This window comes from Streptomyces angustmyceticus (genome assembly GCF_019933235.1).
Lineage (GTDB): Bacteria > Actinomycetota > Actinomycetes > Streptomycetales > Streptomycetaceae > Streptomyces > Streptomyces angustmyceticus.
Window position 1 is genome coordinate 4007205 of the sequence record NZ_CP082945.1, and the last position, 15010, is coordinate 4022214.

Here is a 15010-nt window from a genome sequence, read left to right on the forward strand (position 1 = left end):
GGCGCTACCGGTAGACTGGTGCCAATCCCGCCCACTCGCGGAACATGTCGAACGACGCAGCCCCGCCCGCCTGTCTTCCCAGGGGTGATCCCCGCAGGCGCGGAAGGGCTCGTGCTGTGCCAGAAAGGGCGCTTCGTGGCCGACTCCGGCGACCTCAACGAGAACAACACGGCTTCTACTGAAGAGGGGGTTCCGGCCGGCGCCCTGGGCGACTCCGCGGTGGAGAAGTCGTACGACGCCAGTGCGATCACCGTCCTCGAAGGCCTGGACGCGGTCCGCAAGCGCCCCGGCATGTACATCGGCTCGACGGGCGAGCGGGGTCTGCACCACCTCGTGCAAGAGGTGGTCGACAACTCCGTCGACGAGGCGATGGCCGGGCACGCGGACACCATCGACGTGACGATCCTGCCGGACGGCGGCGTGCGCGTCGTGGACAACGGCCGCGGCATCCCGGTCGGCATCGTGCCGTCGGAGAACAAGCCGGCCGTCGAGGTTGTCATGACGGTCCTGCACGCCGGTGGCAAGTTCGGCGGCGGCGGCTACGCGGTCTCCGGTGGTCTGCACGGCGTGGGTGTCTCCGTCGTGAACGCGCTGTCGCAGCGGGTGGCGGTCGAGGTCCGCACGGAGGGCCACCGCTGGACGCAGGACTACAAGCTCGGTGTGCCGACCGCGCCGCTGGCGAAGAACGAGGCGGTCGACTCGACCGGCACCTCCGTCACCTTCTGGGCCGACGGCGACATCTTCGAGACCACCGAGTACTCCTTCGAGACGCTCTCCCGGCGCTTCCAGGAGATGGCCTTCCTCAACAAGGGCCTGACGATCTCGCTGACGGACGAGCGCCCGGACCACGTGGACGAGGAGGGCAAGCCGCTCTCGGTGCGGTACCACTACGAGGGCGGCATCGTCGACTTCGTGACGTACCTCAACTCGCGCAAGGGCGAGCTGGTGCACCCGACGGTGATCGCGGTGGAGGCCGAGGACAAGGAGCGGATGCTCTCGGTCGAGATCGCGATGCAGTGGAACACCCAGTACAGCGAGGGTGTCTACAGCTTTGCGAACACCATCCACACCCATGAGGGCGGTACCCACGAGGAGGGCTTCCGCGCGGCGCTGACGGGTCTGATCAACCGCTACGCCCGCGACAAGAAGCTGCTGCGCGAGAAGGACGACAACCTCACGGGCGAGGACATCCGCGAGGGTCTGACGGCGATCATCTCGATCAAGCTCGGCGAGCCGCAGTTCGAGGGCCAGACCAAGACGAAGCTCGGCAACACCGAGGCCAAGACCTTCGTCCAGAAGATCGTCCACGAGCACCTCACGGACTGGCTGGACCGCAACCCCAACGAGGCCGCGGACATCATCCGCAAGGGCATCCAGGCCGCGACCGCGCGGGTGGCGGCCCGCAAGGCGCGGGACCTGACCCGCCGCAAGGGCCTGCTGGAGACGGCGTCGCTGCCGGGCAAGCTGAGCGACTGCCAGTCCAACGACCCGACCAAGTGCGAGATCTTCATCGTCGAGGGCGACTCCGCCGGCGGCTCGGCCAAGTCCGGCCGCAACCCGGAGTACCAGGCGATCCTGCCGATCCGCGGCAAGATCCTCAACGTCGAGAAGGCCAGGGTCGACAAGATCCTGCAGAACAACGAGGTCCAGGCCCTGATCTCGGCCTTCGGCACCGGCGTGCACGAGGACTTCGACATCGAGAAGCTCCGCTATCACAAGATCATCCTGATGGCGGACGCCGACGTCGACGGTCAGCACATCAACACCCTGCTGCTCACCTTCCTCTTCCGCTTCATGCGTCCGCTGGTCGAGGCCGGGCACGTCTACCTCTCCCGCCCGCCGCTGTACAAGATCAAGTGGGGCCGGGACGACTTCGAGTACGCCTACTCCGACGCGGAGCGGGACGCGCTGATCGAGCTCGGCAAGCAGAACGGCAAGCGGATCCGCGAGGACTCGATCCAGCGGTTCAAGGGTCTCGGTGAGATGAACGCCGAGGAGCTGCGCATCACGACCATGGACACCGACCACCGGGTCCTCGGTCAGGTCTCGCTGGACGACGCGGCCCGTGCGGACGACCTGTTCTCCGTGCTGATGGGCGAGGACGTCGAGGCGCGCCGCTCGTTCATCCAGCGCAACGCCAAGGACGTCCGCTTCCTCGACATCTGAGCCCTGTCGGCCCGAACAACAGCCGCAGCTCGAAAGGACTTTGAACCACCATGGCCGACGAGAACCCCCCTGTGACCCCGGACGGCGTGACCGCCGAGGGCGCGCCCGCCGCCATCGAAGGCGTCGGGATGCGTGTCGAGCCCGTCGGGCTCGAGACGGAGATGCAGCGCTCCTACCTCGACTACGCGATGTCCGTCATCGTCTCGCGTGCGCTGCCGGACGTCCGGGACGGCCTCAAGCCCGTCCACCGCCGCGTCCTGTACGCCATGTACGACGGCGGCTACCGCCCCGAGAAGGGCTTCTACAAGTGCGCCCGCGTCGTCGGCGACGTCATGGGTACGTACCACCCGCACGGCGACTCCTCGATCTACGACGCCTTGGTCCGCCTGGCGCAGCCCTGGTCGATGCGGATGCCGCTGGTCGACTCCAACGGCAACTTCGGCTCACCGGGCAACGACCCGGCGGCCGCCATGCGGTACACCGAGTGCAAGATGGCGCCGCTGTCGATGGAGATGCTCCGGGACATCGACGAGGAGACCGTCGACTTCCAGGACAACTACGACGGCCGCAACCAGGAGCCGACGGTCCTGCCGGCCCGCTTCCCCAACCTGCTGATCAACGGCTCGGCCGGCATCGCGGTCGGTATGGCCACCAACATCCCGCCGCACAACCTGCGCGAGGTCGCGGCCGGCGCCCAGTGGGCGCTGGAGCACCCGGAGGCCTCCGCCGAGGAGCTGCTGGACGCGCTGATCGAGCGGATCAAGGGCCCGGACTTCCCCACCGGCGCGCTGGTGGTGGGCCGCAAGGGCATCGAGGAGGCCTACCGCACCGGCCGCGGCTCCATCACGATGCGCGCGGTGGTCGAGGTCGAGGAGATCCAGAACCGCCAGTGCCTGGTGGTCACCGAGCTGCCCTACCAGGTCAACCCCGACAACCTCGCCCAGAAGATCGCCGACCTGGTCAAGGACGGCAGGATCGGCGGCATCGCGGACGTCCGCGACGAGACCTCCTCGCGCACCGGCCAGCGCCTGGTCATCGTGCTCAAGCGGGACGCGGTCGCCAAGGTCGTCCTCAACAACCTCTACAAGCACACCGACCTCCAGACCAACTTCGGCGCGAACATGCTGGCGCTGGTCGACGGGGTGCCGCGCACGCTCTCGCTGGACGCGTTCATCCGCAACTGGGTGACGCACCAGATCGAGGTCATCGTCCGCCGGACGAAGTTCCGGCTGCGCAAGGCCGAGGAGCGGGCGCACATCCTGCGCGGCCTGCTCAAGGCGCTGGACGCCATCGACGAGGTCATCGCGCTGATCCGGCGCAGTGAGACGGTCGACGTGGCGCGCGAGGGCCTGATGGGCCTGCTGGAGATCGACGAGATCCAGGCGAACGCGATCCTGGAGATGCAGCTGCGCCGGCTGGCCGCCCTGGAGCGCCAGAAGATCACCGCCGAGCACGACGAGCTGCAGCGCAAGATCAACGAGTACAACGCGATCCTGGCCTCCCCGGAGCGCCAGCGCCAGATCATCAGCGAGGAACTCGCCGCCATCGTCGACAAGTTCGGCGACGACCGGCGCTCCAAGCTGGTGCCCTTCGAGGGCGACATGTCCATCGAGGACCTGATCGCCGAGGAGGACATCGTCGTCACGATCACCCGTGGCGGCTATGTGAAGCGGACCAAGACCGACGACTACCGCTCGCAGAAGCGCGGCGGCAAGGGCGTGCGGGGCACGAAGCTCAAGGAAGACGACATCGTCGACCACTTCTTCGTCTCCACCACCCACCACTGGCTGCTCTTCTTCACGAACAAGGGCCGGGTCTACCGCGCCAAGGCGTACGAACTCCCCGACGCGGGACGCGACGCCCGGGGTCAGCATGTGGCCAACCTCCTCGCCTTCCAGCCGGACGAGCAGATCGCGCAGATCCTGGCGATCCGCGACTACGAGGCCATGCCGTACCTGGTGCTCGCCACCAAGGCCGGCCTGGTGAAGAAGACGCCGCTCAAGGACTACGACTCGCCGCGTTCCGGCGGTGTCATCGCGATCAACCTGCGCGAGCAGGAGGACGGCACCGACGACGAGCTGATCGGCGCCGAGCTGGTGTCGGAGAACGACGACCTGCTGCTGATCAGCAAGAAGGCCCAGTCGATCCGGTTCACGGCGACGGACGAGGCGCTCCGCCCGATGGGCCGGGCCACGTCCGGTGTGAAGGGCATGAGCTTCCGCGAGGGCGACGAGCTGCTCTCGATGAACGTGGTCCGCGCCAACACCTTCGTGTTCACCGCCACCGACGGCGGCTACGCCAAGCGCACCGCGGTCGACGAGTACCGCGTCCAGGGCCGCGGCGGTCTGGGGATCAAGGCCGCGAAGATCGTGGAGGACCGGGGCTCCCTGGTCGGCGCGCTGGTCGTCGAGGCGACCGATGAGATCCTCGCGGTGACGCTCGGCGGTGGCGTGATCCGTACGCGGGTCAACGAGGTGCGGGAGACCGGCCGTGACACCATGGGCGTTCAACTGATCAACCTGGGCAAGCGTGATGCTGTGGTCGGCATCGCATGGAACGCCGAGGCCGGTCGTGAAGCCGAAGAGGTCGACGGGGGCGCGGTGCCCGACGAGGCCGGCGCGGCCGAGGAGACCGCGCCCACGGCGGCCGAGGGCGAGCAGCCCGCGGCGGAGTAGCACGAGGAGTAGGTCGTGAGTGGAGCCACGGGCGCTGCGGCGGGTCGATCGGGAGCCGGGAAGGATTCCCCGTCCGGACCCGCAACCGTGACGGAGGACAGCGCCCGTGGCTCCGCCGTTTCCGACAGCGGGCCCCGGGACGAGGGCCCGCACGAAGGGGGAGCCGTGACCGAGACCCGTCAGCCGCAACCGCAGCCCCAGGGGAAGGCCGGGGGCGGCACTGAGCAGCCGTACCAGCCGCCTCAGGCGTATCCCACCGGCGGGGGGAAGGGCGGCGGGCAGGCGGTGCGCCTGCCGCGTACGGGTGCCCGTACGGCCCCGCGGACCCGCAAGGCCCGGCTGCGGGTGGCACGGGCCGATCCGTGGTCCGTCATGAAGGTCAGCTTCCTGCTCTCCGTCGCCCTGGGCATCTGCACGGTCGTGGCCGCCGCGGTGCTGTGGATGGTCATGAACGCGATGGGTGTCTTCTCCACGGTCGGCGGGACGATCAGCGAGGCCACCGGCTCCGGCGACGGCGGCGGCTTCGATCTGCAGTCGTTCCTGTCGCTGCCGCGGGTGCTGCTCTTCACGTCGATCATCGCGGTGATCGACGTGGTGCTGGCGACCGCGCTGGCCACGCTCGGCGCGTTCATCTACAACCTGTCGGCGGGCTTCGTCGGCGGTGTGGAACTCACCCTCGCCGAGGACGAGTGACCTCCTCTAGGGAGGGCGTTCGGGAGGCTCCGGGAACCGATTTTGGGAACGCCTCTGAAGTGCGCTAATCTTCTGGTGCAGCGAGCGCGCGGCTATAGCTCAGACGGTTAGAGCGCTTCCCTGATAAGGAAGAGGCCCCAGGTTCAAGTCCTGGTAGCCGCACTGCACAATCGGCCCGGCCGGGGAACTCCCCGGCTGGGCCGATTCGTTGTACGGAGGCGGAAGTTGGCTCGCGGCAGCGGCCTCGGACGAGGTGTCGCCGGCCGTGGGCTAGGTAACCAATCGGTATCGGCCGGTGTGTATCATCGGCCGACATAGGTCCCCTACGTCAACGAAAGACGAGGTCGCGCGGTGAAGAAGCTTCTCCTGGTCGCACTGGCCGCCATCGGCGGGCTCCTCGTGTACCGCCAGATCCAGGCGGATCGCGCCGAGCAGGATCTGTGGACGGAGGCGACCGACTCCGTGCCCGCAGGTTCGGGTGTCTGAGACCCCTCACAGCACAGCAGGTTCGTACGGACCCCGATTGCCCCTGGCGATCGGGGTTTCGTGCGTCTGAGGGGGGACGGGGCGGCCGGGGTGGCGGTTGTGGGGGCCATGGTGGGCTGGCGGGTGGCCGGATGTTGTTGCTGGACCGCGCTCCCTTCCTTTCTTCGCTAAAGCAACTAATTAGCTTGCGATGGCAAATGTTGTGGGGTGGTCGCAGGTCATCAGGGGGGCGGGGCATGGCATGCCGATCGCGCAGCGGGGTGGCGGCGTTGCCGGGGGATGCGGCCTGTCCTGGCCGCCGGACCACTTCAGGCCACCCGCCTCAAGCGGGTGCGAGGCAACTGCCGCGCGACGTCGCCCTGCAGGGCTGCCGCCCAACTCGCTGCATCCGGCGTCGAACTGCGCATCGACGCGGCTCCGTCAGATCGGCCAACATCCGCGTGGTGGCCGATGGGCGGTGGTCGATGGTCGTTGGCCGGTGGAGCTGATGTTTCACGTGGAACATCAGCGGGGGAAGGCGAAGAGCGGTCCGGAGGCCGGGGTGACGGCGGTCCGGACCGATGCCCCGCTGGACGATTACCGGGCCTCGGCAGACGGCACACAGGACGGCGGTGGAGGATGGTCCACAGGACGCGTGGTGGCCGTCGCCATCGGGCGGTGGGCGTAGCGCTGCCGGCTGGTCTCGCGGTTTCCCACGGGGCCCGCGGGAGGCCATGGTCCGGTCCGGGAATTCCGATCCGATGAGGGGTGGCTCGTGGTGACGGGGTGCATGACGCACAGGGGCATGGCCGCACTGACGGCGCTCGCCGCGGTGATGCTCCTGCCGGGGGCGGTGGGCGTGGCCTCGGCCGACAGCGTCCACGGCTACCGGACGGGGGACGGTGCCACGGCGACCAAGGGCGCCTCCGACTCCAGCCAGGCGCCGCAGCTCAAGCCCGGACTGCACACCGACTCCATCAAGAGCGGTGAGCAGAAGTACTACGCCGTCACCCTGGACGACCGGACCAGCGCGTACTTCTCGGCCGTCGCGGCTCCCCGGCCCGGCACCAAGGTCAAGGACTACGGCGACAAACTGACCCTCACCGTCCAGGACAGCGACGGCACGACCTGCGGTGCACAGGCCCGTCCGTCGTTCAACGGCGGCGGCATGGCGTACCCGATCGCCGACTACGCCAGCCGTCGCATCGGCGCCGACCGTACGGAGTGTCAGAAGGCCGGCCGGTACTACCTGGTGATCAGCCGTGAGGGGGCGGCGGCCTCCGGCCCCGGGAGCTGGCCGCTCGAAATCGACTACCTCGTCGAGCCTCCGCTCCGGGGCAGCACCCCCGCCCGGCCGGGCCAGGGCAGTTGGAGCACCGCCACGCCCGCACCGCGCACGGATGCCACGAAGCGCAGCGCCAGGGGCGGCACCGGCTTCAACGACGCGGGTTCGGTCGACACCGGGGTCTGGAAGGACCGGATCACGCCGGGCGAGACCCGCTTCTACCGCGTACCGGTGGACTGGGGGCAGCGGCTCAACCTGAGCGCGGAGCTGCCGAACGCGCCCTCCGGGGCCTCCGGCTTCCTCGCCCGGATGCTCGGTCTGGGGGTCTACAACCCGGCGCGGGGGGCGGTCGGCGACCTCCGCTTCGTCTCGTACACCGGCAAGCCGGCCGCCGCGAAGGCGTTCACCGCGCCTGTCGAGTACGGCAACCGCTTCAACCCGACCCACTCGGTCAGCGCGATGCGGTTCGCGGGCTGGTACTACCTGGAGGTCAGCCTGCACCCCGATGCCGAGCGGTACTTCCCCAAGGGGGCGCAACTCACCCTCCGGGTGGATGTCCGCGGCACCGCCAAGGCCGGGCCCGGTTACGCGAAGCCGACCGGCATTTTCTCCGTCACGCCCGACGACCGGGAGACGGCGGAGAAGGGCCAGACGGCACACGAGGCCGCGAAGAGCGGCACCCTGATGACGGTGGCCTACACCGGGATCGGCACGGGGGTGGTGCTGCTGGCGGGCCTGGGGGCGTGGACGCTGATGGCACGGCGGGCCTACCGGAGCGGTGCACGGGTTGCGGCCGGCGGTGCGGTCTCGGCGGTCGCTCCGGGGGCGGCGAGGGCTCCGGGCACGGCGGGCGGTCCGGGCGATCAGCCCTCGCTGCCGGGACAGGCGACGCAGTCCGCCCAACAGGCCCGGCAGAAGCCGCCGTTCGGCCCGCCACAGGGCTGGTAGCGGGCGGTACGGGGGGCCGCGGTTCCCCGGCCGCTCAGCGCCCGCCTGGCGGGGCCGCCCGGCCGGCTCACCGCGCCGCCTCAGGCGGAGAGCAGTGCCCAGACGCCGACCGCGATGCACAGCAACGCTACGACCAGCACCGGGATCGCGACCTTCGCCGGCGGTCCGGGCTTCCGGTACGCGGCGGGGGCCACCATGGCCGGTGCGGCGGCGACGGCACCGGCCGGAGGCTGTCCCGGGACCGGGTGCGGCCCCGCCGTGTAGGGGCGGGTCGCGGACTGCTCCGGGGGGACGGCGGCCGTGGGCACATACGCGGGCGCCGGGGGCGGGGGAGGAGTCAGGGGCGGACCGGACGCCGGGCCGGACCCGGCCCAGGCGCCGTGCCCCGTGGGCGTACTGCCGTGGCCCGGGGCCGTGGTGCCGTGCCCGGTGGGTGTACGGCCCTGGCCGGTGGACGGACCGCCGTGGCCGGCGGGCGCGGCGGTCCGGCCGGTGAACGCCTCCCTCTGCCCCGTGAACGCATCTCCCTGCCCCGTGGGCACATGTCCGTGTCCGGTGGGCACCGCCCCGTGCACCCCGTGCCCGGTGGGCGCACCGACCGGGCCGGTGGGCGCCCCGCCCGGCATCGGCGGCGGGTGCTGTGCCGACGGGGTGCTCGGCTCCGGCGGGGCGAGCTGGAAACTCCCGGTGTCCGACATGGACACCTGCCCGGTGGTGCCGGTGCCCGCGGCGGCACCGGCCGTCACGGGCCCCTCGGCAGCCCGGTTCCGCAGCGGCCCGTCCGTCCCGAAGCCGGCCGGGAGCGGGCCTATGTGGTCGAAGACCTCGACGATCTCGTCCTCGATCGTTGCGTCCGGCAGCAGTTCGGCCGTCGAGATGACCGCCTTGCGGGCCCCTGTGGCCGTCCTGAACCGCGCTTCCGGGTCGGGGTGCACCAAGGACGCCAGCACCTGCCACAGCGGCTCCGGCACCCCTTCGGGGGCGTTCGGGACGCCGTGCCGGGTGAAGTGCTCGACCAGGGCGTCGGCGTCCGGCTTGGTGCCGGTGACCAGGTAGAGCGCGACCAGGCCGACCGCGAACAGGTCTGCGGGGAAGTCCGGTTCGGCGCCCTGCAACTGCTCCGGCGCGAAGTAACCGGGCGTGCCGACCACGAGGTTGGCCTCGGTGAGCCGCGGCTCGCCCTTGCGCATGGCGATGCCGAAGTCCGACAGCCGCAGGTGCGGTCTGCCGGTGCCGGTGGCCTCCAGCAGGATGTTCGCCGGCTTGATGTCGCGGTGGACCACGCCCTCCGCGTGCACCGCGGTCAGCCCCGCCAGCAGCTGGTCCAGGAGCAGGCACACGAACCGCGGCGGCAACGGGCCGTAGTCCCCGATCAGATGGGCCAGCGAGCCGCCGTGCACCAGGTCCATGGTGAACAGGACCTTGTCGTCGTCCGCGGCCCAGCTCGCCGGGGCCAGCACATGCGGATGGTCGATCCGCAGCGCCTGTTCGCGGACGAAGCGCAGCAGGGTGTGGGCGTCGCTCTGCTGCAGCACCTTGGCGGCGACGTAGCGGCGGCGCCGGGCGTCCCAGGCCCGCCAGACCGCGCCCACCCCGCCCCGCCCGATCGGGTCGACCAGCTCGTACCGGCCGGCGAAGATCTCACCCATGGCGCCCCGTCCGCTTCCCGAACTCGCAAGGTCCCCTGTGGCTAGCTCTGATGCGCCTCGTAATGGGCGACCGCGTCCGCGGTGCGACCGGCACCGTAGACCCGGAGGAACTCTGCCAGTTCGGGGTGAGCGGGGGCGAGGGTGTTCGCCGCATCGATGATGTCCCCGGCGTCGGAGACCGACCGCAGCAGCGACTGGATCTCCCGCACCACACGCCGGACCGTGGTCGCCCCCGTCGACGACGTCTGCTGCGCGGTGTTGTTGAGCACCGAACCCCCCGCCGTCTTCTTGATTTCCTCCATGCGGTCGGTGGCCTCGGCGGCGCTGACGCTGCCGTCGGCGACCTGGCCGGCCAGGTCCTGCAGCGCCTGCACCCGCTGCACCACGGCCGGGTTGCCTATCTTCGCGCGCTGCCCGCTCATCAGCTGCGACAGCATCGGGGCCGACAGGCCGAGCACAGCGGCGAGCCGGGCCTGGTTGAGGCCGAGATCGTCGATGAGACGGCGGAACAGCGCACCCAGAGGCTCCCCGTACCAACTGCGCTGCAGCTCCCGGGCCCGCGCGGTGGCTTCCTGCTGTGCCGTGTCCATACCGTCTCCCCTGTCTCCCCGGTCGCTTCGCTGCCGCGAATCTCGCGAAGCATCCTACGGAGAGCGACGGTGTGCGGCGATACCCGGTCGGGAAAGCGGTCGGACACCGGGTACCCTGGTGCGCGAAGGGGCCTTAGCTCAGTTGGTAGAGCGCTGTCTTTGCATGGCAGATGTCAGGGGTTCGACTCCCCTAGGCTCCACTCCCCAAGCCCTTCCGATCCGCGTAGCCGCTGGTCAGAGGGGCTTTTGTGGTTCCTGACGGGGTGTTGGCCCGCCCGCTGTGGCGCGGTCGCACCCGGTACGCGAACGGGCCGTGCCCGCGCCCCTCGTAGGGGGTGGGGACACGGCCCGTGCAACCTGCGGGGTCCGTGGTCAGGCTGTGGTGCCGCCGCCGCGCTCGTCGGCCTCCGCATCGGCCTGCTTGGCCTGGACCTCGGGGTCGAGTGAGGCGCCCTCGCTGCCGTCGACCGCGCTCAGCCGTCCGCGGTCGCTGACCTCGGTGGGCGCCGGCGGCTCGACCAGCCAGTCCGGGTTGGCCTGCTTGTCCCACCACTTCCAGGCGGCGACCGCACCGCCGGCCAGGATGCCCAGCACGGCCAGGCGCTTGGCGAGCTTGCCGCACTTGGCCCGCCGGCTGTGCTTCTTCTGGAGCTTGGCGATCTCGGCGGCCGTCACCTGGCCGCGGAGGGCGGCGAGGGCCGCGGTGCCGCGGGCGAGGGCCTCCTCGCGCACCGGCTCGGCCGCGGCGCGCGCGTGGGTCACGGCGTTCTCCAGCCTCGGTGCCGTGTAGTCGGCCGCCTGGCGGGCCGCCTTACGGGTCCGGCAGGCCGCGCGGGTCGCCGCCGCGTCCACCTTGGGCGGCAGCGTGCCCCGGGCGTGCTCGATGCGCGGGTGCAGGTGGGTGTCGTACTGCGTACGTGCCTGGTGGGCGGCCTCCGCCACCTTGGGAGCCGCGCGCGTCCGGGCCTCGTGAGCGAAGTGCACGGCGGCGTCCTTCGCCGTACCGGCATAGGGAGCCACCACCTCCGCGGCGTGCCGCACGCTGTCCTTGGCCGAACCGGTCGCGGCGCGCACGCTGTCCTTGCGGGTCACGGGATCCTCCTCCTCGGTGGCGTGTCCGGGGCTTGGGGGCTGGTCCCCCGTGTCTTGCTCTATCGCCTGTCCACCCGTTTGAAGATCATGCCCGCTCATGCGCGGTACGGCATGTGCGAGCGGGCATCCGGGTCATTGCGGACGTTCCGGAGCCTTGTGAACGACAATGCCACGATTTCCCCGTTCAGGCGCAGGAAATCAGTACGAAAGCCTCCACGAGAAGAGGGGCGGACGGCGCGCGCGAGGCGGCCGAGGGCCCGATGGGCGGCCGCGGGCGGGCATCGGCGAAACGCCGCGCGCAGCTCGGTGCGGCGCCGTGGTCGAGCCATGGGAGGGGTCTTCCGTGCGAGGATCGGGAACCGTCAGTGAAGACTTATGGAAGGTTGATCGTGGCTGAGCAGCTCTACGCCACCCTGAAGACGAACCAGGGCGACATCGAGATTCGGCTCCTGCCGAACCATGCACCCAAGACGGTCAAGAACTTCGTCGAGCTCGCCAACGGTGAGCGGGAGTGGACCCACCCGGCGACCGGCAAGAAGTCCACGGACCGGCTCTACGACGGCACCGTCTTCCACCGGGTGATCAGCGGTTTCATGATCCAGGGCGGCGACCCGCTGGGCAACGGCACCGGCGGCCCCGGCTACGAGTTCGCGGACGAGTTCCACCCGGACCTGGCCTTCAACAAGCCGTACCTGCTGGCCATGGCCAACGCCGGTCCGGGCACGAACGGCTCGCAGTTCTTCATCACCGTCGGCGCGACGGCGTGGCTGACCGGCAAGCACACCATCTTCGGCGAGGTCAGCAACGAGGCGGGCAAGAAGGTCGTCGACGCCATCGCCGGCACCCAGACCAACCCGCGTACCGACCGTCCCGTCCAGGACGTCGTCATCGAGTCGGTCGTCGTCGAGACCCGCTGAAGCGCGTCTTGCGCCCCGGCCGGGTCCGGGGAACCATTGCGCCCCGCCCGGTCGTACATCAGGCGGGGCGCGAGCTCGTCCGGAGAAGGACGGCCGGGCGACGTGAAGCGCTGACGCGCCCGGACGGAGAAGAGGACGAGGGGACGATGGACCAGGTGCCAGGCAGCCCGCACACGCCGCAGGACGCGCAGGGGAACGACGGTCTGCCCGGCTGCTACCGCCACCCGGACCGTCCGACCGGCATCCGCTGCACCCGCTGCGAGAAGCCGATATGCCCGGAGTGCATGGTCAGCGCCTCGGTCGGCTTCCAGTGCCAGGCCTGTGTGCGCGGCGGCAGCGGCACCGGCCACGCGCCGCACGCGACGACGCCCCGCACCCTCGCGGGCGGCACCATCGCCGCCGACCCGCGGCTGGTCACCAAGATCCTGCTGGGGCTGAACGCCGCCGTCTTCCTCGCCGTGTGGGCGACCGGTGGCGGGGCGAGCCCGCTGATCGGCCGGCTCGACCTGGTGGGGCTGGCCGCCGACCCGAGCCGGTTCCAGCTGGTCGGGGTCGCGGAGGGCGAGTGGTACCGCCTGCTGACCGCGATGTTCCTGCACCAGCAGATCGCCCACTTCGCGTTCAACATGCTCTCGCTGTGGTGGCTGGGGCCCCCGCTGGAGGCGGCGCTCGGCCGGGTGCGGTACATCGCGCTCTACCTGCTCGCCGGCCTGGGCGGCAGTGCCCTGTCGTACCTCCTCGCCGCGCAGAACCAGCCCTCGCTGGGCGCGTCCGGCGCGATCTTCGGGCTGCTCGGCGCGACCGCGGTGCTGCTGCGGCGGATGAACTACGACATGAAGCCGGTGCTGATCCTGCTCGGCCTCAACCTGGCCTTCACGTTCCTGTGGCCGAACATCTCCTGGCAGGCCCATGTCGGCGGCCTGGTGGTGGGCGCCGCGGTGGCGTTCGGCATGGTGCACGCGCCGCGTGACCGCCGGACCCTGGTGCACGTCGCGACCTGTGCGGTCGCGGGACTCGCGATCGTCGCGGTGGTGTGGGTACGGACCCTTCAGCTGCTGGGCTGAGGGGCCTGCTCCGGCCGGTTGTCCACAGTACGTGGCCGATCTTGTGCAAGCTGTGCGGGACGCGCGCTCCGGGCCGCCCTGACCTGCGTTTCCCCAGTAAGGATGCGGGGAGACGCAGGCCGGGAGACGGGTCCGCCGATCACACCGGCGTCAATCTCCGGAAGGTTATCCACAGATCTTCTGAAGTTTTCCCCGGCTGTGGATAACCGTGTGGATGGCCTTGGGCAGGGCTTGCGCTACTTCCACTGGGTGGATACGCCGAAGCCCACCGCGATGAAGCCGAAGCCGCACACGATGTTCCAGTTGCCCATGGCCGCGATCGGCAGATCGCCCTCGGACACGTAGAACATCACGATCCACACCAGCCCGATGAGGAACATCGCCAGCATCAGGGGCGCCACCCAGCCGCGGCCTGAGTTCATCTTCAGGTTGGTGGTCTTCGCCGGCGGCGGCGTGAAGTCGTCCTTCTTGCGGATCCGTGACTTCGGCACGAGGAACTCTCCTGTCGATGCGCTGCTCCCCCGCTCTCGGGTCGGCGCGAGCGGGCGGTGCCCCCATCCGCGGGGGAGGTACGTGGTGTGTGCCGGGGGCACGGACGCGGTGGGGAGCGGATTCCTTTTCCCGGGCGTCCGTTAGCGTAGTGCTTCCGCGGCGCCGTAAGGAGTAAGGGTACGTTGAGCAATTCCGCTGACTCCCCCGACAGCCCCACTCGGCCCCGCCTGCGGCCCGTGCGGTTTCTCACCCTCATCGTATTCGCCCTCGCCGGGCTGATGTTCTGGCTGAGCTTCGACACCGCGCGGGGCACGAATCTGCGCTCCGACGACTCGATGCTGCGGCTGTCCGACCTCATCCAGGAACGCAGCCACAAGAACGGCTCCCAGGACGAGCGCAACGCCCTCCTGCGGCAGGAGGTCGACGCCCTCGCGCGGCGCGACAACGGCAGCTCCAAGGCCGAGGAAGCCAAGGTCAGGGCGCTGGAGACGAACGCCGGCACCAAGCCGCTCAAGGGCCAGGGCCTGACGGTCACCCTGACCGACGCCCCGCCGAACGCCACCGCCAAGATCCCCGGCGTGCCCCAGCCGCAGCCCAACGACCTGGTCATCCACCAGCAGGACCTGCAGGCTGTGGTCAACGCCCTGTGGCACGGCGGCGCCAAGGGCATCAAGGTCATGGACCAGCGGCTGATCTCCACCAGCGCGGTGCGCTGCGTCGGCAACACCCTGATCCTCCAGGGCCGGGTCTACTCCCCGCCGTACAAGGTCACCGCCGTCGGCGACCGCGAGGCCCTCACCAATGCGCTGACCGCCTCCCCCGCCATCCAGAACTACCTCCAGTACGTGAACGCCTACGGCCTGGGATGGAAAGTCGACCAGCACGAGGCGGTGACTCTTCCCGGCTACTCCGGCACAGTGGATCTGCACTACGCACAGCCTGTGAAGCCGTAGTCCGCGCGCCGCGGGGCGGCG

General features: G+C 70.2%; 12 protein-coding genes and 2 tRNA genes. 10 read left to right on the top strand and 4 right to left on the bottom strand.

Going from position 1 to position 15010, the window contains the following annotated elements; genetic code table 11:
- The first annotated feature begins 135 nt into the window (after positions 1-135).
- The 6 genes from gyrB to K7396_RS18010 all read left to right on the top strand — a co-directional run bounded on the left by gyrB (position 136) and on the right by K7396_RS18010 (position 8232).
- Positions 136-2166, top strand: coding sequence for a DNA topoisomerase (ATP-hydrolyzing) subunit B (gene gyrB / locus K7396_RS17985; protein WP_373866942.1), 2031 nt, complete (start codon positions 136-138; stop codon positions 2164-2166).
- A 50-nt stretch (positions 2167-2216) separates the two neighbouring features.
- Complete coding sequence (gyrA, locus tag K7396_RS17990; RefSeq protein ID WP_086715577.1) at positions 2217-4841, top strand: DNA gyrase subunit A; 2625 nt, start codon at positions 2217-2219, stop codon at positions 4839-4841.
- A 15-nt stretch (positions 4842-4856) separates the two neighbouring features.
- Entirely contained in the window at positions 4857-5534 is a 678-nt protein-coding gene (locus K7396_RS17995; RefSeq protein WP_174886952.1) for a DUF3566 domain-containing protein, read from the top strand.
- An 88-nt stretch (positions 5535-5622) separates the two neighbouring features.
- A tRNA-Ile gene (locus K7396_RS18000) sits at positions 5623-5696 on the top strand.
- Between the two features lie 189 nt (positions 5697-5885).
- On the top strand, positions 5886-6020 hold the full coding sequence (locus K7396_RS18005; RefSeq protein ID WP_003958712.1) for a DLW-39 family protein: 135 nt from the start codon (positions 5886-5888) through the stop codon (positions 6018-6020).
- Between the two features lie 784 nt (positions 6021-6804).
- Positions 6805-8232, top strand: coding sequence for a hypothetical protein (locus tag K7396_RS18010; RefSeq protein ID WP_223660063.1), 1428 nt, complete (start codon positions 6805-6807; stop codon positions 8230-8232).
- 80 nt (positions 8233-8312) lie between these two features.
- Here the strand turns inward: K7396_RS18010 and K7396_RS18015 are convergent, their stop codons facing one another.
- Complete coding sequence (locus K7396_RS18015) at positions 8313-9881, bottom strand: serine/threonine protein kinase (RefSeq protein WP_152104767.1); 1569 nt, start codon at positions 9879-9881, stop codon at positions 8313-8315.
- A 41-nt stretch (positions 9882-9922) separates the two neighbouring features.
- Positions 9923-10471: a helix-turn-helix domain-containing protein gene (locus tag K7396_RS18020; protein WP_086718572.1), complete on the bottom strand. Its 549-nt coding sequence runs from the start codon at positions 10469-10471 to the stop codon at positions 9923-9925.
- A 127-nt stretch (positions 10472-10598) separates the two neighbouring features.
- Between K7396_RS18020 and K7396_RS18025 the strand changes: the two genes are divergently transcribed.
- Positions 10599-10671, top strand: a tRNA-Ala gene (locus K7396_RS18025).
- 172 nt (positions 10672-10843) lie between these two features.
- Here the strand turns inward: K7396_RS18025 and K7396_RS18030 are convergent.
- Positions 10844-11563, bottom strand: a complete 720-nt coding sequence (locus K7396_RS18030) for a DUF5324 family protein (protein ID WP_086718573.1) — start codon at positions 11561-11563, stop codon at positions 10844-10846.
- Between the two features lie 389 nt (positions 11564-11952).
- Between K7396_RS18030 and K7396_RS18035 the strand changes: the two genes are divergently transcribed.
- Positions 11953-12480, top strand: coding sequence for a peptidylprolyl isomerase (locus K7396_RS18035; protein ID WP_086718574.1), 528 nt, complete (start codon positions 11953-11955; stop codon positions 12478-12480).
- A 146-nt stretch (positions 12481-12626) separates the two neighbouring features.
- The gene (locus K7396_RS18040) at positions 12627-13544 is read left to right on the top strand and encodes a rhomboid family intramembrane serine protease (RefSeq protein WP_086718575.1); all 918 of its coding nucleotides are present in this window, start codon (positions 12627-12629) and stop codon (positions 13542-13544) included.
- A gap of 236 nt (positions 13545-13780) precedes the next feature.
- Here the strand turns inward: K7396_RS18040 and crgA are convergent, their stop codons facing one another.
- Entirely contained in the window at positions 13781-14035 is a 255-nt protein-coding gene (crgA, locus tag K7396_RS18045; RefSeq protein ID WP_086718576.1) for a cell division protein CrgA, read from the bottom strand.
- A gap of 183 nt (positions 14036-14218) precedes the next feature.
- Between crgA and K7396_RS18050 the strand changes: the two genes are divergently transcribed.
- Entirely contained in the window at positions 14219-14989 is a 771-nt protein-coding gene (locus K7396_RS18050; RefSeq protein WP_086718577.1) for a DUF881 domain-containing protein, read from the top strand.
- Positions 14990-15010: the final 21 nt, after the last annotated feature.

What these genes read in the sequence shown, in the direction of transcription:
- K7396_RS18020 (WP_086718572.1), bottom strand. Translation starts at nt 10,471, where the DNA reads ATGGACACGGCACAGCAGGAAGCCACCGCGCGGGCCCGGGAGCTGCAG.
- K7396_RS18010 (WP_223660063.1), top strand. Translation starts at nt 6,805, where the DNA reads ATGGCCGCACTGACGGCGCTCGCCGCGGTGATGCTCCTGCCGGGGGCG.
- K7396_RS18015 (WP_152104767.1), bottom strand. Translation starts at nt 9,881, where the DNA reads ATGGGTGAGATCTTCGCCGGCCGGTACGAGCTGGTCGACCCGATCGGG.
- gyrA (WP_086715577.1), top strand. Translation starts at nt 2,217, where the DNA reads ATGGCCGACGAGAACCCCCCTGTGACCCCGGACGGCGTGACCGCCGAG.
- K7396_RS18040 (WP_086718575.1), top strand. Translation starts at nt 12,627, where the DNA reads ATGGACCAGGTGCCAGGCAGCCCGCACACGCCGCAGGACGCGCAGGGG.